Below are 24,744 nucleotides of genomic sequence, written 5' to 3'. Positions count from 1 at the left end.
AACGGACCGCGTCGGAAATCAGGCGATTTCCGCTTCGTACACGCCCAGGCGCCTGGCCAGGCGCGGCGCCAGTTCGTGGGCGGCGGAGACGGTCATCTCCAGGTCGTGCAGCTTGCCGTCCTTCAGGCCGTAAACCCAGCCGTGCACCGTGACGTTCTGGCCGCGGTCCCAGGCGTCCTGCACGATGGTGGTCTGGCAGACGTTGGCCACCTGCTCGACCACGTTCAGCTCGCACAGGCGCTCCGAACGCTTCTTGCTCGGCAGGATATCGCCGAGGTAGCGCTCATGCTTCTGGTGCACGTCCTGCACGTGGCGCAGCCAGTTGTCGGCCAGGCCGACGCGGGTGCCGGTCATCGCCGCGTGCACGCCCTTGCAGCCGTAGTGGCCGACGATGATCACATGCTTCACTTTCAGCACATCTATCGCGAACTGCAAGACCGACAGGCAGTTCAGGTCCGAGTGCACCACCACATTGGCGATGTTGCGATGGACGAAGACGTCGCCAGGCGCCAGGCCCAGCAGCTCGTTCGCCGGCACGCGGCTGTCCGAGCAGCCTATCCACAGGTATTCCGGCGAGGCTTGCTGCGCCAGGCGGTTGAAGAAGTCCGGATCGCGCTCGACTTCCGATTCGGCCCAGCGGCGGTTGTTGTCCAGCAGGTCGCTCAACGGGGAATTGCTGTTGTCCAGATCACTCATGATGCTCCTCTCGTACATAAGAAGACCGCCGGTCCACCCGGAAAGGGTGGCGCGGCGGTCCGATATTACCAAGACTGCATGACGTCGCAGTTACTCGAAATCTTTACTCGAAAAAGTCCTTCACCTTGTCGCGCCAGGTCTTGCTTTGCGGGCTGTGCTTGGAACCGCCTTCGGTGGTCAGCTTTTCGAAATCGCGCAGCATGTCCTTCTGCTTCTCGGTCAGCTTGACCGGGGTCTCGACCGCCACGTGGCAGAACAAGTCGCCCGCGAAGCCGGAACGCACGCCCTTGATGCCCTTGCCCTTGAGGCGGAAGGTCTTGCCCGACTGGGTGCCTTCAGGAATCGTGAACGACACTTTACCAGACAAAGTCGGAACCTCGATGTCGCCGCCCAAAGCCGCCTTGGCGAACGAGATCGGCATTTCGCAGTGCAGGTCGTCGCCCTCGCGCTGGAACACACTGTGCGGCTTGATGTGGATTTCCACATACAGGTCGCCCGATGGTCCGCCGTTGGTGCCCGGCTCGCCGTTGCCGGACGAGCGGATGCGCATGCCGTTGTCGATGCCGACCGGGATCTTCACTTCCAGCGTCTTGTTGCGCTTGATGCGGCCCTGGCCGGCGCAGGCCGCGCATGGCTCGGGGATGATCTTGCCGGTGCCGTGGCATTTCGGGCAGGTCTGCTGGATGCTGAAGAAGCCCTGCTGCATGCGCACCTGGCCGTGGCCGGCGCAGGTCGAGCACGTGACCGGCGAGGTGCCGGGCTTGGCGCCCGAACCGTGGCAGGTGTCGCACTTGTCCCAGGACGGCACGCGAATGGTGGTGTCGAAGCCGTGCGCGGCCTGCTCCAGCGTAATCTCCAGGTTATAGCGCAAATCAGCGCCGCGATATACCTGCGGGCCCTGGCTGCGGCCGCGGCCGCCGCCACCGAAGATGTCGCCGAAGATGTCGCCGAAGGCATCGCCGAAACCGCCGGCGCCGCCGCCGAAGCCACCGCCGCCGCCCATGTTCGGATCGACGCCGGCGTGACCGTAACGGTCATACGCTTCGCGCTTCTCCGGATTGGTCAGCATCTCGTAGGCTTCTTTGACTTCCTTGAATTTTTCTTCAGACTCTTTGCTATCCGGATTGCGGTCCGGATGGTATTTCATCGCCAGTTTGCGATACGACTTCTTGATCTCGTCTTCCGACGCGTTTTTGGCGACACCAAGTGTCTCGTAGAAATCTCGCTTTGCCATATTGTCGGCACCTTGCTGTATTGAATACTGATGTACTGTTTATGCTAAAAAGCCGAGCCGGCGCCGTTATACACGGCCACACGACTCGGCGCTCGTCCTCCCCTATGCGGGGATGGCGATATTACTTGCTGTCTTTGACTTCTTTGAAGTCGGCGTCGACCACGTCGTCCTGCGGCTTGGCCTGCTCGGCGCCCGCGCCAGCCTGCGCGCCTTCAGCACCGCCGCCGGCGGCAGCTTGCTGCGCCTGCATGTCAGCGTACATCTTCTCGCCCAGCTTCTGCGAAGCGGTCGACAGCGATGCCACTTTGGCGTCGATCTCGGCCTTGTCGCCGGCCTTGATCGAACCTTCCAGGTCGGTGATCGCAGCTTCGATTTTTTCCTTCTCGCCCGCTTCCAGCTTGTCGCCGTATTCGGTCAGCGATTTGCGGGTCGAGTGCACCAGCGCGTCGGCCTGGTTGCGCGATTCGGCCAGCTCTTTCACTTTCTTGTCTTCTTCGGCGTTGACTTCGGCATCCTTCACCATCTTCTGGATCTCAGCTTCGGTCAGGCCGGAGTTGGCCTTGATCGTGATCTTGTTTTCCTTGCCGGTGGCCTTGTCCTTGGCGCCGACGTGCAGAATGCCGTTGGCGTCGATGTCGAAGGTCACTTCGATCTGTGGCGTGCCGCGCGATGCTGGCGGGATGCCTTCCAGATTGAATTCGCCCAGGCCCTTGTTGCCGGCCGCGATTTCACGCTCACCCTGGTAGACCTTGATGGTCACCGCCGGCTGGTTGTCGTCGGCGGTCGAGAACACTTGCGAGAACTTGGTAGGAATCGTGGTGTTCTTGTGGATCATCTTGGTCATCACGCCGCCCAGGGTTTCGATACCCAGCGACAGAGGCGTCACATCCAGCAGCAGCAAGTCCTTGCGTTCGCCCGACAGCACCGAGCCCTGGATCGCGGCGCCAACGGCGACGGCTTCATCCGGGTTGACGTCCTTGCGTGGGTCTTTGCCGAAGAACTCTTTAACTTTTTCCTGCACCTTAGGCATGCGGGTCATGCCGCCGACCAGGATGATGTCGTCGATGTCCGAAACCTTGACGCCGGCATCCTTGATCGCGGTGCGGCATGGTTCCATGGTCGCGTTGATCAGTTCCTCGACCAGCGATTCCAGCTTGGCGCGGGTCATCTTCAGCGTCAGGTGGACCGGCGCGCCGTTCGCCATGGCGATGTACGGCTCGTTGATCTCGGTCTGCTGCGACGACGACAGTTCGATCTTCGCGCGCTCGGCCGAAGCCTTGATGCGCTGCAGGGCGATCGGATCTTTTTTCAGGTCCAGGCCGTTGATCTTCTTGAACTCTTCGATGATGTAATCGATGATGCGCTGGTCGAAGTCTTCGCCGCCCAGGAAGGTGTCGCCGTTGGTCGACAGCACTTCGAATTGTTTTTCGCCATCGACGTCGGCGATCTCGATGATCGACACGTCGAAGGTACCGCCGCCCAAGTCATACACGGCGATCTTGCGGTCGCCCTTTTCGGTCTTGTCCAGGCCGAAAGCCAGTGCGGCCGCGGTTGGTTCGTTGATGATGCGCTTGACGTCCAGGCCGGCGATACGGCCGGCATCCTTGGTAGCCTGGCGCTGCGAGTCGTTGAAGTACGCAGGCACGGTGATGACGGCTTCGGTGACTTCTTCACCAAGGTAGTCTTCAGCCGTTTTCTTCATCTTGCGCAGCACTTCAGCCGAGATTTGCGGCGGAGCCAGTTTCTTGTCGCGCACGCCGATCCATGCATCGCCGTTGTCGGCTTTCATGATCGAGTAAGGCATCAGGCCGATGTCCTTCTGCACTTCTTTTTCGTCGAACTTGCGGCCGATCAGACGTTTGACGGCGAACAGCGTGTTCTTCGGATTGGTGACGGCCTGGCGTTTTGCCGGCGCGCCAACGAGGATTTCACCATCTTCTTGGTAAGCAATGATCGATGGCGTCGTGCGCGCGCCTTCGGCGTTTTCGATTACCTTTGGCTGACCATTTTCCATGATGGAAACGCAGGAATTCGTGGTTCCCAGATCGATACCGATAATTCTACCCATGATTTTTCTTCCTTATTTGCTAAAGTTCAGATGGTACTAATATGTGGAAATGCTGTATGTTTTCAAGTGCTTAGTTCGGCGAATCCGCAAATTACTTTGCTTGCGCCGCGGTCACGATGGCGGGACGCAGCAGGCGGTCCGCGATCATATAGCCTTTTTGCAGTACGGAAACTACCGTATTGGCTTCCTGGTCCGCAGGCACCACGGCGACCGCCTGGTGCTTGTTCGGGTCCAGCTTGTCGCCCTGCGCCGGCAGAATCTCCAGCAAGCGATTTTTCTCGAAGGCCGACGACAGCTGCTTGAGCGTCATTTCCACGCCTTCCTTCAGCGATTCGATCGATGGCGTTTCGACCTTCAGGGCCATTTCCAGGCTGTCCTTGACCGGCACCATGGCCTCGGCGAAGCTTTCAACGGCGAACTTGTGGGCCTTGGCCACGTCTTCCTGGGCGCGGCGACGGATGTTTTCACCGTCGGCCTTGGCGCGCATGAAGGCGTCGTGCATCTCGGCCAGTTTCGCTTCGGTGGCCGACAGCTGCTCCTCCAGCGTAGGCTGGTCAGGATTCGATGGCGGGGCCGACGCAGCGGCAGCAGCCGCCTCTGGATTAGGTACGGCTTGGTTTTCCTGATCTTGCATCTATAGACTCCTACTATCGTATTTGTTTGACATTACTTTTCTTACTGCACTGGCTGCAAATGGGGCGATAACCTATCTTTTCAAGGGTTATTCTGCCCGTTATTTCATCATCGCCAGCACGCATTGCCCCACAAGCGGCCTCATGTAACACGCGTTACAAAACTTCGTCTGTGCAGGCTCTACTTTTTTGCGGCGCAGCGTCTATGATGTACTAAAGACAACCATCGCGGCAGTTTTTCCGGGAGCGCCTCACCATGAAGTTGCCACTGATTGCAGCATCCATCCTGGTGTACATCGTCCTGGCGACGGCATGGATCTGCTATGCCGACTTCCCCTTCAGCCGGCTATTTTAACAGGCTGGCACTCGTCACCCGCAAGTGCTGATTACGCTGTCCGGACGCAGTTGTGGCGAGACTGTCTCTTTTCAGTCGGCGGCGCCCAGTTTGAGGGCGGCGGCGCGGCCGGTCTCCGCATCTTTCTTGACTTCATCATGCTGGGCCGCAACCATCTGCGTCGGCCAGCCGATCATGTGCTGCTCGGCAATTTCCGCCAAGGCGGCGATCCAGGCCGGCGATTCGTTCAGGCAGGGAATGTAGTGGAATTCGCGGCCGCCGGCCTGCTCGAAGTCGTGCCGCACCTCCATCGCGATTTCCTCCAGCGTTTCCAGGCAATCGCTGGTGAAGCCGGGACACAGCACGTCGACGCGCTGGACGCCGTCGCGCGCCAGCTGGGCAATGGTGGGCGCCGTGTAGGGTTGCAGCCACTCGGCCTTGCCGAAGCGCGACTGGAAGGTGACGACGTATTGATCGGGCGACAGTTTCAGCGCGGCGGCCAGCAGACGGGCGGTCTTCAGGCATTCGCAGTGGTAGGGATCGCCCAGCATCAGCGTGCGCTTGGGCACGCCGTGGAAGCTCAGCACCAGCTTGTCCGGGCGGCCGTGGGCGTCCCAGTGCGCCTGCACCGACTGGCGCAGCGCGCGGATGTAGCCGTCGTGGTCGTGGTAGTTGCGCACGAAGCGCAGCTCGGGGATGTTGCGCACCGCGCCGTAGTGCCCGAACACGGCGTCGTAGATCGAGCCGGTGGTGGTGCCCGAATACTGTGGATAGGCGGGCAGCACGACGATGCGTTCGACGCCGTCGGCCTTGAGCTTGGCCAGCACCTCGGGCAGCGACGGCGAGCCGTAGCGCATGGCCATCGCCACGGTCAGGTTCTGGTGGCCGCGTTCGCCCAGCGCGCCGCGCAGCAGCATGGCCTGGGCGGCGGTGTGCACCTTCAGCGGCGAGCCCTCGCGGGTCCAGATCGACGCATATTTTTTAGCCGACTGGCCGGAGCGGAATGGCAGGATAATCAGGTTGAGGATGAACCACCACACGGCGCGCGGAATCTCGACCACGCGCGGATCGGACAGGAATTCCTTCAGGTAGCGGCGCACCGCCGAGCGGGTCGGCGCGTCGGGCGTGCCCAGGTTGACCAGCACGATGGCGCTACGGCCAACCGTGCCATGCTTGTAGGGAGGTTCTTTGAGGAAGGTCATGTAGGCCAATGGCAGCGTGTATAGGACAGCTTGCCATTATAGATAAGAAACCCCGGGCTTAGGAGGCCAGCAACTCGCGGGCGTGCTTACGGGTGGTGGCGGTGATTTCCAGGCCGCCCAGCATGCGCGCCACTTCTTCGACGCGGGCCTTCGAATCGAGCACGTCGATGCGCGAGGCGGTCTTGCCGTTTTCCAGCGTGCCCTTGGCCACCTGGAAGTGCTGGCCGGCCTGGCTGGCCACCTGCGGCAAGTGCGTCACGCACAGCACCTGGCGCTCCTGGCCCAGGCGGCGCAGCAGCCGGCCCACGACTTCGGCCACGCCGCCGCCGATGCCGCTGTCGACTTCATCGAAGATCAAGGTCGGCGTGGTGGTGGCGTTCGAGGTGATCACCGAGATCGCCAGCGAGATGCGCGCCAGTTCGCCGCCCGAGGCCACCTTGGCCAAGGAGCGCGGCGCCACGCCCGCGTGGCCGGCCACCAGGAACTCGACCTGCTCCAGCCCATGCGCGCCAGGCTCGCCGGCGTTGAGCGCGACCTCGAAACGGCCGCCCGTCATGTTCAGTTCCTGCATCGCCTGGGTGACCGCGTCGCCCAGCTGGCGGGCCGCCTTGGCGCGCGTGCCGGACAGGCGCCGCGCCTGCTCCATGTAGGCGGCCTTGAGTTTTTCTTCCTGCTTGCGCAAGGCTTCGATGTCGCTGGCGTCGGCGATCTGCGCCAGGCGCCCGGCCAGCTTCGCGTGCTCCTCCGGCAGCTGTTCTTCGGTGACGCGGAACTTGCGCGCCGCCGAGTGGATCGCGTCCATCCGCGCCTCCACCTTGCGCAGCCGCTCCGGATCGAGGTCGACCCGGTCCAGGTAATCGTTGAGCGCATACACGGCCTCCTGCAACTGGATGCGCGCCGGCTCGATCAGGTCGACGATGGCCTGCAGGCCGGTGTCGATGCCGGCCAGCTTGCCCAGCTTCTGGTTCAACGACGACAGCTGCGACAGGATCGGATGTTCCTCCGCCTCCGAGATCACTGTCAGCGCCTCCTGCGCGCCCTCCAGCAGGCTGGCCGCATGCGACAGGCGGCTCTGCTCATTGCTCACCTCCGCCCACTCGCCCGGCTTGACGGCCAGCTTTTCCAGCTCGTTGACCTGCCACTCCAGCCGCTCGCGTTCATACAGCACGTTGGCGGCGTTGGTCTCGAACTCCTCCAGCTGCTTGCCCAGCGCGCGCCAGGCGCGGTAGGCCAGCGTCACCGCCTTGACATCGCCACCGGCGCCGGCCTGGCTGTCGAGCAGCACGCGCTGCGCCTCGGTCTTCATCAACGACTGGTGCGCGTGCTGGCCGTGGATGTCGACCAGCATGTCGCCGATCTCGCGCAGCTGCGCCGCCGTCGCCGCGATGCCGTTGATGTAGGCCTTGCTGCGGCCGGCGTTGTCGATCACGCGGCGCAGCAGCGCGCCGCCCTCCTCCACCGCGAACTCGTTGGCGGCCAGCCAGTCGCGCGCCTGCTCGCTCACCGCGAAGTCCGCCGTGATGTCGGCCTTGGCCGCGCCCTCGCGCACCACGCTGGCGTCGCCGCGCCCGCCCAGCGCCAGCGTCAGCGCGTCGATCAGGATCGATTTGCCGGCGCCGGTCTCGCCGGTGAAGACGGTGAAGCCTGCGGAGAATTCCAGTTCGATGGTGTCGACGATGACGAAATCGCGGATGGACAGGGTACGGAGCATGGAGGCCTGGTGAGGTTAATTGAGTTTGCCTTCGGCGGAAGGATGTTCATTCCAGTGCAGCTTTTCGCGCAGCGTGTTGTAGTAGCTCCAGCCTTCCGGGTGCAGGAAGGTGATCGAGTGCGGCGAACGCTGGATGATGATCCGGTCCTGCGCGGTCAGGCTGGCGAAGGTCTGCATGTCGAAGTTGACCGAGATGTCGCGCCCGCGCACGATTTCGATCACGATCTCGCTCGATTCTGGAAGCACGATCGGCCGGTTCGACAGCGCGTGCGGCGCGATCGGCACCAGCACCACGCCGCCCAGGCTGGGATGCAGCAGCGGCCCGCCGGCCGACAGCGCATACGCGGTGGAGCCGGTCGGGGTCGAGATGATCAAGCCGTCGGAGCGCTGGTTGTACATGAAGTGGCCGTCGACGTCGACCCGCAGCTCGGCCATGCCGGCGCCGGCGCCGCGCGACACCACGACGTCGTTGACGGCCAGGCCGACGTGGATGGTGTCGCCGTCGCGCACCACGCGTCCTTCGAGCAGCGTGCGGCGCTCGGCCTTGTAGCGGCCGGCCAGGATCTTGGGCAGCACGTCGAGCATGGCGTCGAGCGGGATGTCGGTCATGAAGCCCAGGCGGCCCTGGTTGATGCCGATCAGCGGCACGTCGAACGGCGCCAGCTGGCGCGCGATGCCCAGCATGGTGCCGTCGCCGCCCATGACGATGGCGGCGTCGCAGTGGGCGCCGATTTCGGTGGCGCTCATCACCCGCACGTTGGCCATCTCGAAGCCGAGATGGGCGGCGGTCTGCTCTTCAAACACCGCCGTGTAGCCGTCCTGTTGCAGGAAATCGACCACGCTGCGCACCGATTCGGCGATGCCGTCGGTGTTCTGGCGCACGACCAGTGCGATGGTTTGATAAACGGCGTGCGTGGCGGTCATAAAAATCTCGGCAAAAGGGTGAGGTCGGCGACACGCAGCAGAGTAACCCATAACGCAGGCTTCTGCTATCACCCGCCCTTCTCACAACTGTACATTTAAACAGTATTTTGCGCAGTATAGTGTGCCGGCGGCCAGACTGCAAGGACCTCAGTGGCCGCCGACGCTCATGATCCCGGCCATCATCGACAGGAACACCGCCACCCCGATCGCCATCGAATAAAAGGTCATCAGCGTACCCCAGCGGAAGAACACTCCCCAGCGGCTGCCGCCGTACACGCGCCGCATGGCCCACGGCAGGTAGCCCAGCAGCCAGCACCACAGCACGAAACCGAGCAATCCGGACGGCACCAGCAGAATCACGCAGTAGATGAAGAAGGCGAAGGCGTTGGTGTGCAGCGCAAACAGCAGGTGCTCGCCGAAGCGCTTGCCCGAGCCCAGGTACAGCACCTTGAGCATCAGCGCGAACACCGGCATCAGGCAGAAGATCGCATACGGCGCGTAGTGGTAGAAGCCTTCGGTGAAGACCTTGCCCTTTTCGCCGTTGGGCAGGTCTTCGAAGGCTTGCCATTTGTGTTTGAGCGCCGGCCAGCGGTTCAGGAAATCGCCGTCCTTGTCCAACACGGTGAAGTTCAGGTCATTCATGTCCTGGTCCTTCGCCTTCTCCGGCTTCTTCGCCTTGCCAGGTTCGGCTGCGCGCGCGGCGGTCGATTCCTCCAGCTTGAATTCCTTTTGCATGTCGTCGATCGCCGCCTCGGCGGCGCTCTTGCCGCGCTGCTCTTCCGGCGTCAGCGGCTTGAGCTTGTCGGCCACGGTGGCCTGCGCCTCGGCGACCTTGCCGACCGCGGCCGCCGTGCCGTTCGCCACCACCGTCTCGGCCTTGTCGTTGTCGCCCACGCCGGGATCAAAGCCGCCGGAGAACTTCATGATCGCGAAAAATAGCAAGCTCAGCGTCAGGTACAGGCGCAGCGGCTGCACAAAGCGCACGCGGCGGCCGCGGATGTATTCCAGGGTCAGCGCGCCGGGGCGGAACAGCAGGCGCATCACCGTGCCCCACAGCTTGCCTTCCAGCGCCACGTAGTGACCGACGAACTCGTGCAGGAACTCGCGCGTGCTGGCGTGATGCAGGATGGCTTCCTGGCCGCAGTTCGAACAATAGTGGCCGCTGACCACCGCCTCGCAGTTGGGGCAATTGGCCGGCGGCGCGTGGGCGTCGTGCTCCGAAGTCACAGCAGTGCTCATGCAAACATCCTGATCGATAACAGCGTGGAAAAAGTGACCAAATGATAAACGAGTTCAGATGATAGTTGTCAGAATTCAATCTGGCGACCGTGAAAAAAACAACTGGCTAAGATGGCTTCACGCATATGCATCGGGAGGTCGCCATGAAAGACGCACACGTCAATACCAAGGCCAAGGTCGAGAACGACGGCGTCAAGCGCATGCCGCACGAGCGCGACGAAGCGCCCGACGCCCACGACCCCAAGCCGCGCAAAATCATGAAGCAGGCCGCCAGCGATATCGAACGCGGCCTGGTCGACACCGACCTGCACAACCAGCCCGGCGTGGAGCGCACGCGCGCGCCGGGTCCCCGTGCCGGCACCGCCCTGCCGCAGCCCGGCAACAAGCGCGACTGACCCCGCATGCAAGCCGCCCTCGCCGCTTTGATCGCCTTTGCCGCTTTGCTGGCCGCGCCGCTCGCGCCGGCGCAAAGCTACCCGACCGGCTACGGCCCCAATCCGGCCTTGCCGGAACCGGAGCGCTCGCTGATCCCCACCGTCAATGTGGCGCCGGTCGACGCCTGGCAGGGCCAGGACCGGCCGCGCAGCGCGCCCGGCTTCAACGTCACCGCCTACGCGCGCGATCTCGACCATCCGCGCTGGCTCTACACGCTGCCCAACGGCGACGTGCTGGTGGCCGAGACCAACGCCCCGCCCAAGCCGGACGACAACAAGGGCATCAAGGGCGCGATCTTGCGGCATGAAATGAAGAAGGCCGGCGCGGCCGGCGCCTCGGCCAACCGCATCACCTTGCTGCGCGGGCTGGACGCCAGCGGCGCGGCGTCGACCCGCAGCGTGTTCATCCAGGGATTGAACTCGCCGTTCGGCATGGCGCTGGTCGGCGACCAGCTGTACGTGGCCGATACCGACGCCATCCTGCGCTTCCCCTACCAGCCAGGCGCGATCTCGATCCACACGCCCGGCGTCAAGGTGATGGACCTGCCGGCCGGCAGCATCAACCACCACTGGACCAAGAACGTCGTCGCCAGCCCGGACGGCAAGTACCTGTATGTCACGGTCGGCTCCAACAGCAACGTCGGCGAAAACGGCATCGAGGCGGAAACCGGGCGCGCCGCCATCTGGCAACTGGAGCTGGCCACCAGCAAGGCCCGCCTGTACGCGACCGGCCTGCGCAACGCCGCCGGCATGGGCTGGGAACCGCAGACCAAAACGCTGTGGGCCGCGGTCAACGAACGCGACGAGCTGGGCAACGATCTGGTGCCGGACTACATGACCTCGGTGCGGGAAGGCGGCTTCTACGGCTGGCCCTACAGCTACTTTGGCCAGCACGTCGACCGCCGCGTCGCGCCGCAGAAGCCGGAACTGGTGGCGAAGGCGCTGGTGCCGGACTACGCGCTGGGCGCCCACACCGCCTCGCTGGGGCTGGCGTTCTACGACGCCGGCCTGTTCCCGCCGTCTTACCGTGGCGGCGTGTTCATCGGCCAGCACGGCTCGTGGAACCGCAAACCCCATAGCGGCTACAAGGTGGTGTTCGTGCCTTTCGCCGGCGGCAAGCCGTCCGGCCCGCCGCAGGATTTCCTGTTCGGCTACCTCGACAACAGCGGCAAGGCGCATGGCCGCCCGGTCGGCGTGGCGGTCGACCAACAAGGCGCGCTGCTGGTGGCGGACGACGTCGGCAACATCATCTGGCGCGTGGCGCCTTCCGCCACCACAACCGCAGGCAAATAAGGAGTCAACATCATGAGCAGCAAACACACGGGTTCGGCAATCTGGAGCGGCGGCCTGAAGGACGGCATCGGCAGCATCTCCACCCAGAGCGGCACCATGAACAAGGTGCCTTACGGCTTCAAGGCGCGCTTCGAGGACGGCCCCGGCACCAATCCGGAGGAACTGATCGGCGCCGCGCACGCCGGTTGCTTCACGATGGCGCTGTCCGGCATCCTGGCCGAGGCCGGCCTGACCGCTGAAAAGATGGAAACCAGCGCCGACGTCACGCTCGACAAGGTGGCCGGCAACTTCGCCATCACCAAGGTGCATCTGAAGCTGGTGGCGACGATACCGGGCGCGGACCAGCAGAAATTCGACGAGGCGGTGCAAAAGGCCAAGCAGAATTGTCCGGTCTCGAAAGTGCTGAATGCGGAGATCAGCCTGGAGTCCAAACTGATGAGCTGAGCACGGCGGCGGCAAAACGCATAGAATTCTGGTTTATCCGTCCCCACGAAAGACTTCCATGCGTATTCTGCACACCATGCTGCGCGTCGGCGACCTCCAGCGCTCGATCGATTTCTACACCAAGGTACTCGGCATGAAGCTGCTACGCACCAGCGACAATCCCGAGTACCAGTACACGCTGGCCTTCCTCGGCTACGGTTCCAATCCAGAACACGCCGAGCTGGAGCTGACCTACAACTACGGCCAGACCAGCTACGAGCTGGGCACCGCCTACGGCCACATCGCCATCTCGGCCGACGACATCGTCAGCGCCTGCTCCGCCGTCAAGGCCAACGGCGGCGCCGTCACGCGTGAGCCGGGCCCGGTCAAGGGCGGCTCGACCGTGATCGCCTTCGTCACCGACCCGGACGGCTACAAGATCGAATTGATCGAGCGCAGCTTCGACGGCCAGGGCGCCGGACTCTAAAAAAAACGCCGGTTCAAAACTGAACCGGCGTTTTTGTATCAAGCTTGGCGCAGCTTAGTGCGTCAGCAAGGCGTTGATCGGCGCCAGGTCGTCTTCCTTCAGCGAACCGGCGGCCGACTTCAGGCGCAGGCCGTTCATGATGGTGTCGTAACGGGCCTTGGCCAGGTCTTTCTGGGTCGAGTACAGCAGCTTCTGGGCGTTCAGCACGTCGATGTTGATGCGCACGCCGACCTGGTAACCCAGCTTGTTCGAATCGAGCGACGACTTGCTCGACACCTCGGCCGCTTCCAGCGCCTTGACCTGCGCCAGGCCGCTGTTCATGCCCAGGTAGGCCGAACGGGCGTTCTGCGAGGCGGCGCGCTTGGTCGCTTCCAGGTCGTTGCGGGCCTTGTCTTCCAGCGCGATGGTTTCGCGCACCTTGCTGGTGACGGCGAAGCCGCTGAAGATCGGCACGTTCCAGCTGACGCCGATGGCGTTGTTGTTGGAGCGCTGGGTGCCGGTGGCGGTCTGGTGCGTGGTGCTGGCGATCAGGTTGGCGGTCGGCATGTGGTTGGCGCGGTTGCGCTCGATTTCACGCTTGGCGATTTCCACGTTCAGCTTGGCGGCCACCACGGCGTAGTTCTGGCTCTCGGCCGAGCTGACCCACGGTTCCACCGCGGCCGGCGACGGCGCGTTGATGGCCACGCCGGTGCGCAGCGGCGCCAGTTCGCCCGGCGTCTGGCCGATGATCACTTGCAGCGCGGTGCGCTTGTTGTCCAGGTCGTTGATGGCGGCGAATTCCTGCGCCACCACCAGGTCGTAGGCGGCCTGCGCCTCGTGGGTGTCGGTGATGGTCTGGGTGCCGACTTCGAAGTTGCGCTTGGCCGAGGCCAGCTGTTCGGTGGTCGCCACTTTCTGCGCCTGGGTCGAGGTCAGGTTGTCCTGCGCCGTCAGGACGTCGAAATAGGCTTGCGCCACGCGGGTGATCAGGTCTTGCTGGGCCTGGGCGAAGGTGGCTTCGGCGGTGGCCTGCGCCAGCTTGCTCTGCTGGTAGGTCTGCCAGCTGGCCCAGTTGAACAGCGGCTGGGTCAGTTGCACGGAATAGGAATTGGCGTGGTTGTCGACATCGCTCTTCGGCGCGTAGGCGCCGACGAGGCTGTTATACAAGGCCTGATCGCCGCTATTGCGGGTATTGCTGCCGCTGGCCGAGATGCTCGGCAGCAGGCCGGAGCGCCCCTGGGTGATCCGTTCCTGACCGGCGCTCAGCGACGAGCGGGCGCTGGCGTACGTGGCGTCATTGGCCAGCGCTTGCTGATATACCTGGATCAGGTCGGCCGCCTGTGCGTTGAGCGTCAAGAAGGCGCTGGTAATCAGCACGGCGATAAGGGGTCTCTGCATTGCATTCTCCGTTGGAGTCATCAAAAAAGTTGATCAAATCAAAAACACACTACCTGAGCGCCGCGCTCGTTACTAGCGCCGCGGCGCTTAATACTTGGCCATCGTGCTGTCGACTTGCAGCGCCCAGGCGTGGATGCCGCCGGTCAGGTTGACCATCTTGCCGAAGCCGTTACGCTCCAGGAAGGCGGCCACCTGCATGCTGCGCGCGCCGTGATGACAGATGCAGACGATGGCCGCATCCTCATCCAGGTCGTCGATGCGCGCCGGTATGGTGTTCATCGGGATCTGCACCGAGCCGTCGATGCGGCAGGTTTCAAATTCCCAGTTTTCGCGCACGTCCAGCAACATCGGGCTGGGCCGTGCATCGTCCGCCAGCCAGTCGGCCAGTTCCAGAGCGGTGATCTGCTGCATGCTGGTACGCCCCGCTTAAAACTTGAACTGCGACGGCTGCGTGGCCGAGGCCAGCGCTTTGACGTCGGTTTCAAACAGCGTGCGGGTGTCGTAGCCGGCTTCGCCGGTACGGGTGATCAGCTGCGCCTTCATCGCCGGCGACTGGCCGATGATGGCCGCCAGTCGGCCGCCCACTTTCAATTGTTGCAACAACGCCGGCGGCAGCTCCGGCAGCGAGCCGGTCACCACGATCACGTCGAACGGCGCGCCGTTGCTCCAGCCCTGGGCGCCATTGCCCAGCTCCACCGTCACGTTGGTGACGCCGTTGTCGGCCAAATTCTTTTCCGCCAGCGCCTTGAGCTCCGGCGACACTTCCACCGCCGTCACGTGGCGGCCCTTGTGCGCCAGCAGCGCCGCCAGGTAGCCGGAGCCGACGCCGATTTCCAGCACGCTCTCATGCTTCTTGACGTTGACGTCCTGCAGCAGACGCGCTTCCACCTTCGGGTTCAGCATGACCTGGCCGCCCGGCAGCGGGATTTCGGTATCCGCAAACGCCAGCGCCTTGTGCGCAAGCGGCACGAAATTCTCACGTTTCACCACCATCAGCAGATCCAGCACACTCGTGTCCAGGACGTCCCAAGGGCGGATTTGCTGTTCGATCATGTTGAAGCGGGCTTGTTCGATATTCATCTTATGACTCTGGTCGGATTAAATAATCCGTCATTTTATCGTTGAACTGGCATCGAGGCACATATTAACGATATGACGGCGGGTTCGCGGGAAATTGCGACAGTCTGCAGTTTAAGGGGGTTGAACCTACCAAAATGGCAAGTTTGGCGCAAATCTTGGGCTGGGCGGCTCACGGCTGGGGCGCTTCCAGGCCGCGCAGGGTGACGTCGATCAGCGTGTTCATGAAGGCTTGCGGGTCGATCGGCGGCATCTCGCAGGTGGGCATGAAGGAGTGGGTCCACATCATCAGCATCAGCACCGGGGCCACCAGCACCGGCGTCATGACGGCCGGATCGACCGGGCGGAACTCGCCGCGCGCGATGCCGCGCACCAGCACGCTGGCGATCAGGCCGTTGCCGCGGGCGACCACGTCCTCGTTGTAGAACTGCGCCAGCTCGGGGAAATTATTGCCTTCGGCAAGCATCAGCTTGGTGATGCCGGCCAGGTGGGTGGAGCAGATCTGGTTCCACCACTTCATCAGGATAGCGCGCAGCAGCTCGGCGCTGGGGCCGTCGAACACGGCCGCTTCCTGCTCGGCCTCGCCGATGGCGTGCACGATGTTCTCGCGCACCACGGCCTTGAACAGTTCTTCCTTGTTGGCGAAATACAGGTACAGCGTGCCCTTGGACACGCCGGCGCGCTTGGCCACGTCTTCCAGGCGCGTGCCGGCATAGCCGCGCTCGACGAACTGGTCCAGCGCCGCCGCCAGCAATTCCTGCGGCCGCGCATCCTTGCGCCGCTCCCAGCGTGGCTTGGTATCTTGAGGGGCTTGCATGGGTGTACCCAATTTAACTTACTTATAAGTCATTAATATAAGCGCAAGCCGGGTCAGCGTCAAGCAAGGGCTACTCTTGTTACGTCCGAATAGAACCTTGAACAGAAGAATAGAAGCTTGAATGGAGACCTATGATTAAAGAATAAAACCCTGAATGGGCCAGTCGCCAAGCATCACCATCAGGCCACGCCTTAAGCAAACGCGAATTTAGGTTGACAAAGGAAAAGGCATGTCTAAAATATACTCAAAATTAGTAGTTATAACCACTGAGTTCTTCGTATGAGCCCGTTCGCCATAGCTTTCCGAGACCTGCGAGTATTTTGTGGCATGCGACAGGCCGATTTTGCGGCTAAACTTGGATATGAGCAGAGCTACATCTCGGCTATTGAGCTGGGAAAAGGGCCGCATGGCGGAGAATTTATCGACAGGATAAATGAACGCCTGCAGTTGAGCGATACGTGGGAAGCCCGGCTGCGCGCAGCTTTGGACGAGTCGCAACGGAAGATCATTCTGCCCGTCGGTGCATCCGAGGATATGTACAAACTGTTTAACGAGCTCCGGCGCCAAGTGGACACGCTGCGCCCGGTCCAGCTGGAGTTGATGCAGATCGCATTACGTTTGCCGGATACGCTGACTACCGCTCAGCTGCCGCCAGCCCTGCCACCACGACGGCAAGGGCCGATGGGCAAGAAGAAGCCCGCTTAGAAGCAAAATTAGAACTTAATACCATAGATTTTGATGTTTTCCAGCAGCATTGCCTTGCAGCGCTGTCAATAGAATCGCTATACAAGCGGAGCTGTTATGTGGGAATCCAAATCAGCCAGTTCTGGAGTGCCGAGAGGAGCCGCGAGTGACCAGGGCCACCCGCTCACTGAGCCGTTGCCAAAGCAGCGCCGCAGCAAGGGCATGACCTACGCTAAGCTGACGGCCCGGATCACGCTGGGTCACGGGCTAGGAATCGGCCCCCACTATCTCCCTTGGCTGACGCTGCGAAAAAAGAATCCCTCTCCGCAATCGAACCAGGTGATTTCGAGGATGCCTCCTCTGGGCCGTACAGCCCACTACTTCTCCCGCGGCGAATATCACACGGCGTTGTTCCTGTTGTGGCTAGGAGTAGAAGATCTCCGCGAGCAATTTCCTATCTGGCCTATCCCTCATCCTCATCCACTAGATTTGTACGGCGTCGCGCAGGACAAGCCCAGGCCTTGGTCACGCGGCCTATTGGCAATTGCCGCCGCTGCAGGTGTCGAACACGGTGTGGAGTTCGGCACAAACGTCCCCTATGTCGCCAGTCTTGATCTGCTAGCGACAACCCGACTCGGCGGCCGCAGCGCTCTGACAATTTTTTCGTCCAAGCCGATCAACTCCCCCGTAGACGACGTCAAATGGCGAACGCTGGAACGCCTTGAACTCGAACGCAGATACGCGATCGATATAGCAGCGAGATACTATGTGTCGAGTGCGGCCTTAATCTCGGTTTTCACCGCCGGCCAATTGGAAAACTGGCTCGACGCGTCCAACCTGCGCTACTTCCCTCATCTGGAGAACTATGCGGCGCAGTTCGCGGCGAGCTTCAACGAGAGCAAAGCACTGTCTATTCTCGAAGCGGTCAACAAAGCCTCCTCGCAATGCTCACTCGATCTCGACCAAGCTTGGTTCCTCTTCAGGCACTGCGCCTGGACTCAGGCGATCGATATCGACCCCACAGTGCGGATTCTTCACTCCTACCCGGCGCGGCCCGGCGGCCGGGCATTGCGGCAAGCATGGCAGCAGCGACTGTTTGGGGAGGCCTGGACATGATCGACATCTCAATTTTCGCAGGTGACGTGCTGGTTGGAACGGAACCCGATGGTCCGTTTGGAGGACTGCAACGGGTTGTGGAAGTCATTCCTAAACTGGACCGGGCCGTATTGATTCCGATCCCTGTGCCCAAACGCCCCCCGCATGCAAAAAAGGTGAACTACTACGCCAAAGGCTTCCACACGACGAAGCTATCACAGCTAAGGCTCATGCTTGAAACCAAGGTCATTCGGAAGACGACGCTTCCTTTGCCAAGCCACTGGTACATGAGCGATGACGACTTGCGCAAGCGTTCGCCCCCAACTGGCCATCCTGAAATTCCGGCTGAGGATCGCCATCTTTCCCCGCTTGAGCGAAAACGCAACTTCAAGTTCAAGCTCATCGCCCCACTCGTCGAGATAGCTGAAAAAACGGTTCCCACAAAACTCCCTGATCTAAGTTGCCTGGATGCGCTGGTAAGAGATCGCGCAAGGGAGGCTGGAGTCAGTGCTGGCCAAGTATTCGACGCCTTGCATCGATACTACGCGTTCGGGTGCATTCGGAATGCGCTGCTGCCCAATAACACCGGGCGTTCCGGTGCGCCTGGCAAAAAAAGGCGTGCAAAAAATGGCGTCAAGCTCGGCAGAAAAAACGCGGCAGTCAAGGCGGGCAGAACGGATCAAGCCGGCCTCATCCTGACGGACCAGGACGTCGAAAATATGCAAGACGGCTACGGCGCTTTTGTTCGTCCGGGCACGACGATACGGGATGCGTTCTTGTCCATGAGCGCGGTCTATTACAGCAACGGTTACACTCAAAAACACGGTTACTGGGCAGTTGATCTCCTACCAGCGAACGAGCGGCCGACGGAAAGCGATTTCCGCTATCACGGCCCGGCCGGCAAAGACCAGTATGCTGCCGCCCGCCGCCTGATGGGAGAGGGGCAATGGGCAAAGAATTTCAGACCTTTAGTAGGCACGGCCCGCGACGGCATCACAATGGTCGGTCAAGTGGCTTCGCTGGATGCCTCTCCGATCGATGTCAACCAAGTGGCATGCGGGAATCCGCTACAACCCATCGGAGTGGGGCGGGGACTATTTGTACGTGATGCATGGCTGGGTTTGTACATGGGGTGGCATGTCGCCATCAACGGCCTGTGCACCGACGACGCCAAACTGGCCATTCTCCGCGCTGCCACGGACAAGTCAACGACGCTGCAGCACTATGGCTTGGACCTTCCAGCGGACGACTTTCCCTCTTTGTTTTTTTCAAGGTACCTTTGCGACAACGGCGAACTTCGCAGCCAGGATGGTATGTCCTCCATCGTCGATGAGCTCTCATCGCGCATCGAATTCATCACCAGCGGCCGTGCCGACCGCAATAGTTCCTCTGAATCAGGACACCATTCCCGTCATCGTCGTTTTGACCACAAAATGACAGGTACAACCAAGGGCCGACAAGCTCAAAGAGGCGAACCTCTCGCCATCGCCTCCGCGCTGCTCACTCGCTACGCCTATATGCGGTTATTGCTTCTTTGGATACACTGGTCCAATACACAGCAAGAATTGCCGCTGCATATGATCCCGACAGAAATGCAACGGGAATTCGCAGCGCGGGGAAAGACACTCAACCGCACTCGCATTGAAATTTATCGTTGGGCTGTCGCCAGTGGATATGTTTCGGGTAAGCCCATCAATCCGGACTACCTGCGCGCACATCTGCTTCCTAAATTCACCGCCAGCGTGCAACGCGGCGGCCTCATTTTACACCGGCCAAAAACCGGCAAATTGGTGGAGCTTCTGCATGGCGCCAAGTTCAACCATCCGTACCTCGCGCAGGCCGGAATTATTCAGGCAGCGTCGCGGGGAGAAAAATACATCGAGGTAAGCGCGGATCCAGACGACCTAAGCCAGGTCTTCCTGGCCGATCAGAATGGCATACACGTCATACCCAACATAAGAGATGATGCGCTGTTCATCAATGAAGGGGGAATTGCTGATCTCTGTGCCCTCAACGATGCCGAAAAGCTGGACAACGTGCTGGGCGCTTCGCGGCGCGACCAGGACGATATCGACCAGCAATCTTTCCGGCAAGAAGATGAGGCCGATGCGAAGCAACTACAGAGTGCTGCGCGCAAGGCGCTTGGAAAGCAGCCGCCTCCCAGCAAGAAGAAGGCCAGCGTACGCGCGGCTCAGGCGAATGAACGCCGGGAAGAAATGAATAACGTCATCCAGCGTACCCGCAGCAATGATCCAGAACCCGCTGTTCTCCCGGAGATGCCGGCAGCGGCCAACGACGGGACCGGTACGCCGAAACCGCCGCAGCCCACGCTATCGAGCACATCCCCGTTGATCGAATTGAGAAAGGCGCGTCTGTCGCGCTTCAATAGTGAAAGGAAGTTTTCATGAGCGCGTCGGTCAACAACATACTTCATGCAACGCAAGGAAATCCTTTACTGGAAGCATTGGAGCCCTATCTTTCAACAAACGACCTGGAACAGCGTCTGCATAATTGGCCACTTGCCGGGGTGGACGTTGCGAGTCTTAGCACCACTGCCAGACACGATTTTCTCGATCTCATGCAAGAACAACTGTTCGAGCCGACGCTCACCTCACTCGATACCACAACGCGTCTTTACCGAATGATAAGGCGCGGGTGCATAGCGCGAGATCCGACCCAGACCAGCACACGCGCACATCTCATGGCAGTCGCACGCTTCGCCGGACGAGAACTGCGGGAAGTCCCATGGTTTCCGCATTCCGCAAAATGCATGAGAGTGTCCGGCGTGACTGGATTGGGTAAGACTTATGAGATCTTGCGGGCCTTGACGCAGTTGCCACCAAAGTTCGAACATGGATACTCCAGAAGTGCGGACTGGACCCATATGACGCAGGTCGCGTGGCTATACGTCGGCATGAGCCATGACGGCTCACTCGGCGGACTTCTGCTCCAGATACTTGTAGAACTCGACAAGTGCGCCGGAACCAGCTACTCACGCGAGCGCAGTTTGACGGGACTCAGCAACGAAAAGCTTGCTGTCCAAGTCGGGATCATCCTGAACAACCACGCTGTCGGCGTGCTAGTGATCGACGAACTCCAGGGCCGGAACTTCGCTGGGGGCGCACGCGGGGGACTGGCTGCCACCTTCTTCCTGCGAATATTGAACTTCGGGATACCCCTAGTTCTGATGGGCAATCCGCTTGGCATGGATGCGCTGGACTCCTTCTCGCAAGACATGCGGCGAGTCGGCTCCAGCGGCAACATTGAAATGCATCCCATGGACAAGGAGGACTACGATTACACAGATATTCTGGCTCCCGCCCTGTGGCGATACAACGTGATGCCGCTGCCTTCCGAAGTGGAAGACAAGGACGGCTCCATACTCTTTAAGTATTGCGGTGGCATCCGGTCCTACGGTGCAAGAATGCGTGTTGCATCGCAACGGCTGGCGCTCGATCAGGGGAACCAAGCCGTGACTGAAGAGCACATGAAGCAAGCATTCATGGGACCTGACTTCAGTGAGCGTGATCGTCAACTGATCGCGGGCTTTCGAGACCGTAATCCGCTGCTACTGCAGGATTTCGTCGACGTGCCATGGCAGCGCTACGCACAACGCTGGGGGTATTACGCATCAGATACAGAAGACGAAGTGGAGCAGCCAGCCGCATGCGACGGACCCGCGACATCGACCCCAACTACGAAGAGGAGGAAGCCGGTTGCCCAGCAGTCAGCAGAAACAGCGCAGCGGCGACAAACACGGTCGAAAAATCAGAATGCAAAGAAGCAGCAAGCGAAGACCGCCTTGGACGAGAGCGACATGCGCAACAATGGCCTCCAAGACCACCTGATCACCGGGATTGAACTGCTTCAGAAACAGGAAGGCAGCGCCACGAACAATCGGAAAGGAATTTAAAAAATGAAGAGCACGTCCACGGCACCTGCAGCAAAGATACTTCCCTTCTTTCCCTCAGCGCTGCCGGATGAGACTATCAGCTCGCGCGTGAGCCGCTACCACATCCGCCGTGGCCAGCTGACTAACAATTCCACTTACACAGAGCTATTTGGATTGGCGCCGTTCAGTCTTACGCCGCTGGTACAACCGCATCTCGACAAACTCGCGCTTCGTCTGCCGGGTTCGCCTGTCGACAATCTGCGTGACCTGCAAAATGACAGCACGCTGCTTCCATTGTTTCGCAGGTTCTTCGGCACCCACTTAGCCAAACGCAAAACCATCGGAAACGAGATCACTTCCGTTGAATTGCCGCGACGGCTGGTGGGTGGAAGCCGGCTGACACATCTTTGTCCTGAATGCCTGGTCGACGACGACAAAGTTCATGGCTGCCGTTATATCCATCGGTCTCATCAAATTCCAGGCGTCACATCCTGCTGGAAACACGGTAGGCTGCTGATGGACCGTTGCCCAGCATGTCGACAACCGTTTTCTCAGCCTGGGCAACTGATCCTTTCCGCATGGATTGGCTGCGACTGCGGACATGACCTTGCGCACGCAAAAAGCGAAGAGACGGCACCGACTGAGACCGAGCTTGCATTCGCCCGCTTTGCCAAAGCACTGATCGATGCAGCTCCCGCCCATATGACGCCCAACCAGTTGGTGCAACTTTATCGATCACGCAGCATAGAGATAGGCTTTAGACAGGGTAGTGATCGCCTAAAACGCACGGCGCTGTTCGCCAGTATTGAAGAATTTTTTGGCCCTGCCGTACTTTCCAAAATGGACCCAGCGTACAGCAAATGCAAAACCAGCGGCTGGTTCCATGTCCTACAGACGTCGCTCACGATGGAAGCACCACTGTATCGCCATCTGCTATTTTCCTTTTACCTGTTCCGCGAAGCCGACGTCTTCCTGGCGCGGATCGAGGAACTGGTCGAAAGTGAGCGCATCAAGTCGCTGAGAGACTTCGCTGGGTCCACACTGGCCGATAACAACGAAGAAAAAACCGAGGCCGACGAATTGATAGAAGAATTGATCGGCAGCGCTACACGGCTTGGCTACGTCCCACAACAGCTTTGGCACCACAATGTCAGCAAGATGAAGCGATTGGTAAAATTGGTACCTGACGCATATGAGCAGATTGAAGCGCGGCTGCAGGAAGCGGCTGCAAAAAAGAAGCAACTTGCCACCCGCCGATTGAACACTAAGACGAGGGATGACGCGCTGGACCCGTCATGGGCCACAGGGATAGAGGCCAGTGCGGCGACAATCTATCATAAGGAGCAACGTCCCTTCCGTGTGACAATGAACCAGTTGGTCAAAGCTGCCACGGGGTCGCCCAAGGGCATGCGCCTGCCCACTGCTGAACGCACGCCGTTGGCCCGCGCAGCCGCCGATGCCAATGCAGAATCCATCTGGCACTTTTACGCGCGACGCATGCTTTGGACGCTGCAGTCACTAAACGCCCCGGATACGCCGCCCCATGCAATCATCAAGCTTGCGCAGCTGGAGGTAAATAAGGCGAGGGAAATCCTCAAATATTTCAGTAACTTTCGGCGTTGTGGCGGGCCGTCAATCAAGGAGATCAATCAGATTCTCGCCGCGCATGGCATCGGGCGGACTTGGGCCGGGCCATGTCCAGAAAAGACGTTCTATAAAACGGGCAGAGCTTACAAACTACGTACAGCCCGGCGCGGACCAGTCGGTGGACGCGCCGGAGACTGGGAGTCGCCTCGCTAAGCTGCGATCAAATGGGAAGGATCAAGGTTATGCAAATTTGCTCCATTCCGCTCCACCATCCTGACGAGACCTTGTACAGTTTTGCGGCGAGACTGCGTCGAGCCAACGCCGCAAGAGATGACCGCGACGCCTGTCGAAGTATGTTCGGACATGCGTCCAACATGCGTGTGTCCGAATTCCCCGTCAACCTGGCGAGCTTCTGCCACGCGACAAAGGGGCTACTGGGATCGCCCGATCAGCTCTTATCGCAGATGACACTGGTTCCGCTGTTTGAGCGACTGGGCGCATGGCCTTGGCGCAAAGGAAGCACACCACGCCCAGCAGCGATCGCCGGCTACGGTCTGTCGATCCTCTCGAACGGAAATACCCGCACATGGCACACCTGCAAACAATGCCTGCGGGAAGACCGTTCCCACAACCCATACGGGTACTGGCGTAGAACACATCAACTGCCAGGAGTATTGTTTTGTCCTACCCACCATGTTCTTCTACTGGCCTGCACCGATCTTTCAAGGCAGTTCCATAATCGGTTTATCCTCCCGGACGAAACCAAGTTCGAGAAAGCATTTCATCGAATCGATACAGCTGCTAACGAAGACGCACTGCTCCGTCTTGGCCGCTTGTCTGTGGCTGTGCTTAAGGATGACAGCGACTTTCTAGATGCGAAGACAAAGCAAGCGGTCATTGGTCAAGAGCTCGATAGTCACGCCTTGCTTTCCCCTAGAGGCACAGTTTGCCGTGAAGCTTTCGTACCAAGTTTTTTACGTTCCTTTAATTTTCTGCGCCATCACCCTGATTTTTCCGACGCTGTATCGTGTCGTGGCGTTGAAATTCTATGCCGCAGTCTGGACGACCCACGCATTTGGCGCCGCAGCCTGCACCAGCTTCTGCTTTTGAGTTGGCTCTTTGGTTCCTGGGAAGCTTTTAAGTCACAGTGCCAATGGCACCAGGTGATGAACAACGGCAGCTGTAAGGTCAACCTCCATGCAGAAGGAAATTTAAGGCAAACGCCAGAAGTGAACTGCGCTCCTGATTTTCATCGAGCAAAATGCATCGACTTCATGTCCACCACCAACCCTAGCCGTAGCAAATTCGCTCATGCGGAGGCGAAATCGTTCCGGTGGCTGTTAAACCATGATGCCGACTGGTTTAATCAACAATGTCCCCCCAACCGCACTCGCGACTTCCAGAGAAGACTTTTTTAACCCAGCGTTCACAAGGCGCGGCACGACGAAAAGTTACCATTGGATAGAATTGAGCATTCACCCATAGTAGATAATGGTCCGATCAGTGGCAATTATTCAACTATTTTTGAATGGAGACAA

At 60.4% G+C, this 24,744-nt stretch carries 22 protein-coding genes; 10 read left to right on the top strand and 12 right to left on the bottom strand.

The genetic code is table 11. The features are described 5' to 3' along the window. Nucleotides 1-18 precede the first annotated feature (18 nt). The 8 genes from can to KVP70_RS23955 form a co-directional block, all read right to left on the bottom strand. Entirely contained in the window at nucleotides 19-696 is a 678-nt protein-coding gene (can, locus tag KVP70_RS23990) for a carbonate dehydratase (RefSeq protein ID WP_217944957.1), read from the bottom strand. 103 nt (nucleotides 697-799) lie between these two features. Then, complete coding sequence (gene dnaJ / locus KVP70_RS23985) at nucleotides 800-1,930, bottom strand: molecular chaperone DnaJ (RefSeq protein WP_166106693.1); 1,131 nt, start codon at nucleotides 1,928-1,930, stop codon at nucleotides 800-802. A 121-nt stretch (nucleotides 1,931-2,051) separates the two neighbouring features. After that, a complete protein-coding gene (gene dnaK / locus KVP70_RS23980; protein WP_217944956.1) occupies nucleotides 2,052-3,998 on the bottom strand; it encodes a molecular chaperone DnaK in 1,947 nt (648 codons plus the stop codon). A 91-nt stretch (nucleotides 3,999-4,089) separates the two neighbouring features. Then, a complete protein-coding gene (gene grpE, locus KVP70_RS23975; protein ID WP_217944955.1) occupies nucleotides 4,090-4,632 on the bottom strand; it encodes a nucleotide exchange factor GrpE in 543 nt (180 codons plus the stop codon). A 424-nt stretch (nucleotides 4,633-5,056) separates the two neighbouring features. After that, nucleotides 5,057-6,166 (bottom strand): ferrochelatase, encoded by a 1,110-nt coding sequence (gene hemH / locus KVP70_RS23970; RefSeq protein ID WP_217944954.1) that lies wholly within the window; start codon nucleotides 6,164-6,166, stop codon nucleotides 5,057-5,059. Nucleotides 6,167-6,224: 58 nt separating this feature from the next. Then, complete coding sequence (recN, locus tag KVP70_RS23965) at nucleotides 6,225-7,877, bottom strand: DNA repair protein RecN (protein WP_217944953.1); 1,653 nt, start codon at nucleotides 7,875-7,877, stop codon at nucleotides 6,225-6,227. 15 nt (nucleotides 7,878-7,892) lie between these two features. Then, on the bottom strand, nucleotides 7,893-8,801 hold the full coding sequence (locus KVP70_RS23960; RefSeq protein ID WP_217944952.1) for an NAD kinase: 909 nt from the start codon (nucleotides 8,799-8,801) through the stop codon (nucleotides 7,893-7,895). A gap of 147 nt (nucleotides 8,802-8,948) precedes the next feature. Continuing rightward, nucleotides 8,949-10,040, bottom strand: a complete 1,092-nt coding sequence (locus KVP70_RS23955) for a DUF3667 domain-containing protein (protein ID WP_217944951.1) — start codon at nucleotides 10,038-10,040, stop codon at nucleotides 8,949-8,951. A gap of 143 nt (nucleotides 10,041-10,183) precedes the next feature. Between KVP70_RS23955 and KVP70_RS23950 the strand changes: the two genes are divergently transcribed. The 4 genes from KVP70_RS23950 to gloA are packed head-to-tail and all read left to right on the top strand — an operon-like array spanning nucleotide 10,184 to nucleotide 12,677. Next, nucleotides 10,184-10,435 (top strand): hypothetical protein, encoded by a 252-nt coding sequence (locus KVP70_RS23950; RefSeq protein ID WP_217944950.1) that lies wholly within the window; start codon nucleotides 10,184-10,186, stop codon nucleotides 10,433-10,435. Between the two features lie 6 nt (nucleotides 10,436-10,441). Then, nucleotides 10,442-11,767 carry a PQQ-dependent sugar dehydrogenase gene (locus KVP70_RS23945; RefSeq protein ID WP_217944949.1) on the top strand — a complete coding sequence of 442 codons (1,326 nt, stop codon included), beginning with the start codon at nucleotides 10,442-10,444 and terminating at the stop codon, nucleotides 11,765-11,767. A gap of 12 nt (nucleotides 11,768-11,779) precedes the next feature. Continuing rightward, nucleotides 11,780-12,211 (top strand): OsmC family protein, encoded by a 432-nt coding sequence (locus tag KVP70_RS23940; protein WP_217944948.1) that lies wholly within the window; start codon nucleotides 11,780-11,782, stop codon nucleotides 12,209-12,211. Nucleotides 12,212-12,269: 58 nt separating this feature from the next. Further along, on the top strand, nucleotides 12,270-12,677 hold the full coding sequence (gene gloA, locus KVP70_RS23935) for a lactoylglutathione lyase (RefSeq protein WP_116992071.1): 408 nt from the start codon (nucleotides 12,270-12,272) through the stop codon (nucleotides 12,675-12,677). 54 nt (nucleotides 12,678-12,731) lie between these two features. Here the strand turns inward: gloA and KVP70_RS23930 are convergent, their stop codons facing one another. From KVP70_RS23930 to KVP70_RS23915, 4 genes are all read right to left on the bottom strand, one after another. Then, nucleotides 12,732-14,054: a TolC family outer membrane protein gene (locus KVP70_RS23930; protein ID WP_217944947.1), complete on the bottom strand. Its 1,323-nt coding sequence runs from the start codon at nucleotides 14,052-14,054 to the stop codon at nucleotides 12,732-12,734. 87 nt (nucleotides 14,055-14,141) lie between these two features. After that, nucleotides 14,142-14,465 (bottom strand): rhodanese-like domain-containing protein, encoded by a 324-nt coding sequence (locus tag KVP70_RS23925; protein ID WP_161007007.1) that lies wholly within the window; start codon nucleotides 14,463-14,465, stop codon nucleotides 14,142-14,144. Between the two features lie 15 nt (nucleotides 14,466-14,480). Then, the gene (locus KVP70_RS23920; RefSeq protein WP_217944946.1) at nucleotides 14,481-15,134 is read right to left on the bottom strand and encodes a protein-L-isoaspartate O-methyltransferase family protein; all 654 of its coding nucleotides are present in this window, start codon (nucleotides 15,132-15,134) and stop codon (nucleotides 14,481-14,483) included. A 169-nt stretch (nucleotides 15,135-15,303) separates the two neighbouring features. After that, nucleotides 15,304-15,948: a TetR/AcrR family transcriptional regulator gene (locus tag KVP70_RS23915; RefSeq protein ID WP_217944945.1), complete on the bottom strand. Its 645-nt coding sequence runs from the start codon at nucleotides 15,946-15,948 to the stop codon at nucleotides 15,304-15,306. A 279-nt stretch (nucleotides 15,949-16,227) separates the two neighbouring features. Between KVP70_RS23915 and KVP70_RS23910 the strand changes: the two genes are divergently transcribed. From KVP70_RS23910 to KVP70_RS23885, 6 genes are all read left to right on the top strand, one after another. Further along, the gene (locus KVP70_RS23910) at nucleotides 16,228-16,653 is read left to right on the top strand and encodes a helix-turn-helix domain-containing protein (protein ID WP_217944944.1); all 426 of its coding nucleotides are present in this window, start codon (nucleotides 16,228-16,230) and stop codon (nucleotides 16,651-16,653) included. Between the two features lie 201 nt (nucleotides 16,654-16,854). After that, entirely contained in the window at nucleotides 16,855-17,748 is an 894-nt protein-coding gene (locus KVP70_RS23905) for a PDDEXK family nuclease (protein WP_217944943.1), read from the top strand. Continuing rightward, on the top strand, nucleotides 17,745-20,135 hold the full coding sequence (locus tag KVP70_RS23900; RefSeq protein ID WP_217944942.1) for a TnsB C-terminal domain-containing protein: 2,391 nt from the start codon (nucleotides 17,745-17,747) through the stop codon (nucleotides 20,133-20,135). The genes KVP70_RS23905 and KVP70_RS23900 overlap by 4 nt, the downstream gene beginning before the upstream one ends. Continuing rightward, on the top strand, nucleotides 20,132-21,640 hold the full coding sequence (locus tag KVP70_RS23895; RefSeq protein WP_217944941.1) for an AAA family ATPase: 1,509 nt from the start codon (nucleotides 20,132-20,134) through the stop codon (nucleotides 21,638-21,640). The genes KVP70_RS23900 and KVP70_RS23895 overlap by 4 nt, the downstream gene beginning before the upstream one ends. A gap of 3 nt (nucleotides 21,641-21,643) precedes the next feature. Beyond that, on the top strand, nucleotides 21,644-23,419 hold the full coding sequence (locus KVP70_RS23890) for a TnsD family Tn7-like transposition protein (protein ID WP_217944940.1): 1,776 nt from the start codon (nucleotides 21,644-21,646) through the stop codon (nucleotides 23,417-23,419). Between the two features lie 11 nt (nucleotides 23,420-23,430). Continuing rightward, the gene (locus KVP70_RS23885) at nucleotides 23,431-24,624 is read left to right on the top strand and encodes a TniQ family protein (protein ID WP_307730286.1); all 1,194 of its coding nucleotides are present in this window, start codon (nucleotides 23,431-23,433) and stop codon (nucleotides 24,622-24,624) included. Nucleotides 24,625-24,744: the final 120 nt, after the last annotated feature.

The organism is Duganella violaceipulchra (genome assembly GCF_019166075.1).
Classification (GTDB): Bacteria; Pseudomonadota; Gammaproteobacteria; order Burkholderiales; family Burkholderiaceae_D; genus Rugamonas; species Rugamonas violaceipulchra.
Note: the sequence above shows the minus strand (reverse complement) of the source record. Positions and strands in the feature narration are given on the sequence as shown.

Bases quoted from the DNA above. Each gene is read 5' to 3' on its own strand.
- can (WP_217944957.1), bottom strand. From the start codon at position 696: ATGAGTGATCTGGACAACAGCAATTCCCCGTTGAGCGACCTGCTGGAC.
- dnaJ (WP_166106693.1), bottom strand. From the start codon at position 1,930: ATGGCAAAGCGAGATTTCTACGAGACACTTGGTGTCGCCAAAAACGCG.
- dnaK (WP_217944956.1), bottom strand. From the start codon at position 3,998: ATGGGTAGAATTATCGGTATCGATCTGGGAACCACGAATTCCTGCGTT.
- grpE (WP_217944955.1), bottom strand. From the start codon at position 4,632: ATGCAAGATCAGGAAAACCAAGCCGTACCTAATCCAGAGGCGGCTGCT.
- hemH (WP_217944954.1), bottom strand. From the start codon at position 6,166: ATGACCTTCCTCAAAGAACCTCCCTACAAGCATGGCACGGTTGGCCGT.
- recN (WP_217944953.1), bottom strand. From the start codon at position 7,877: ATGCTCCGTACCCTGTCCATCCGCGATTTCGTCATCGTCGACACCATC.
- KVP70_RS23960 (WP_217944952.1), bottom strand. From the start codon at position 8,801: ATGACCGCCACGCACGCCGTTTATCAAACCATCGCACTGGTCGTGCGC.
- KVP70_RS23955 (WP_217944951.1), bottom strand. From the start codon at position 10,040: ATGAGCACTGCTGTGACTTCGGAGCACGACGCCCACGCGCCGCCGGCC.
- KVP70_RS23950 (WP_217944950.1), top strand. From the start codon at position 10,184: ATGAAAGACGCACACGTCAATACCAAGGCCAAGGTCGAGAACGACGGC.
- KVP70_RS23945 (WP_217944949.1), top strand. From the start codon at position 10,442: ATGCAAGCCGCCCTCGCCGCTTTGATCGCCTTTGCCGCTTTGCTGGCC.
- KVP70_RS23940 (WP_217944948.1), top strand. From the start codon at position 11,780: ATGAGCAGCAAACACACGGGTTCGGCAATCTGGAGCGGCGGCCTGAAG.
- gloA (WP_116992071.1), top strand. From the start codon at position 12,270: ATGCGTATTCTGCACACCATGCTGCGCGTCGGCGACCTCCAGCGCTCG.
- KVP70_RS23930 (WP_217944947.1), bottom strand. From the start codon at position 14,054: ATGCAGAGACCCCTTATCGCCGTGCTGATTACCAGCGCCTTCTTGACG.
- KVP70_RS23925 (WP_161007007.1), bottom strand. From the start codon at position 14,465: ATGCAGCAGATCACCGCTCTGGAACTGGCCGACTGGCTGGCGGACGAT.
- KVP70_RS23920 (WP_217944946.1), bottom strand. From the start codon at position 15,134: ATGAATATCGAACAAGCCCGCTTCAACATGATCGAACAGCAAATCCGC.
- KVP70_RS23915 (WP_217944945.1), bottom strand. From the start codon at position 15,948: ATGCAAGCCCCTCAAGATACCAAGCCACGCTGGGAGCGGCGCAAGGAT.
- KVP70_RS23910 (WP_217944944.1), top strand. From the start codon at position 16,228: ATGAGCCCGTTCGCCATAGCTTTCCGAGACCTGCGAGTATTTTGTGGC.
- KVP70_RS23905 (WP_217944943.1), top strand. From the start codon at position 16,855: ATGACCTACGCTAAGCTGACGGCCCGGATCACGCTGGGTCACGGGCTA.
- KVP70_RS23900 (WP_217944942.1), top strand. From the start codon at position 17,745: ATGATCGACATCTCAATTTTCGCAGGTGACGTGCTGGTTGGAACGGAA.
- KVP70_RS23895 (WP_217944941.1), top strand. From the start codon at position 20,132: ATGAGCGCGTCGGTCAACAACATACTTCATGCAACGCAAGGAAATCCT.
- KVP70_RS23890 (WP_217944940.1), top strand. From the start codon at position 21,644: ATGAAGAGCACGTCCACGGCACCTGCAGCAAAGATACTTCCCTTCTTT.
- KVP70_RS23885 (WP_307730286.1), top strand. From the start codon at position 23,431: ATGGGAAGGATCAAGGTTATGCAAATTTGCTCCATTCCGCTCCACCAT.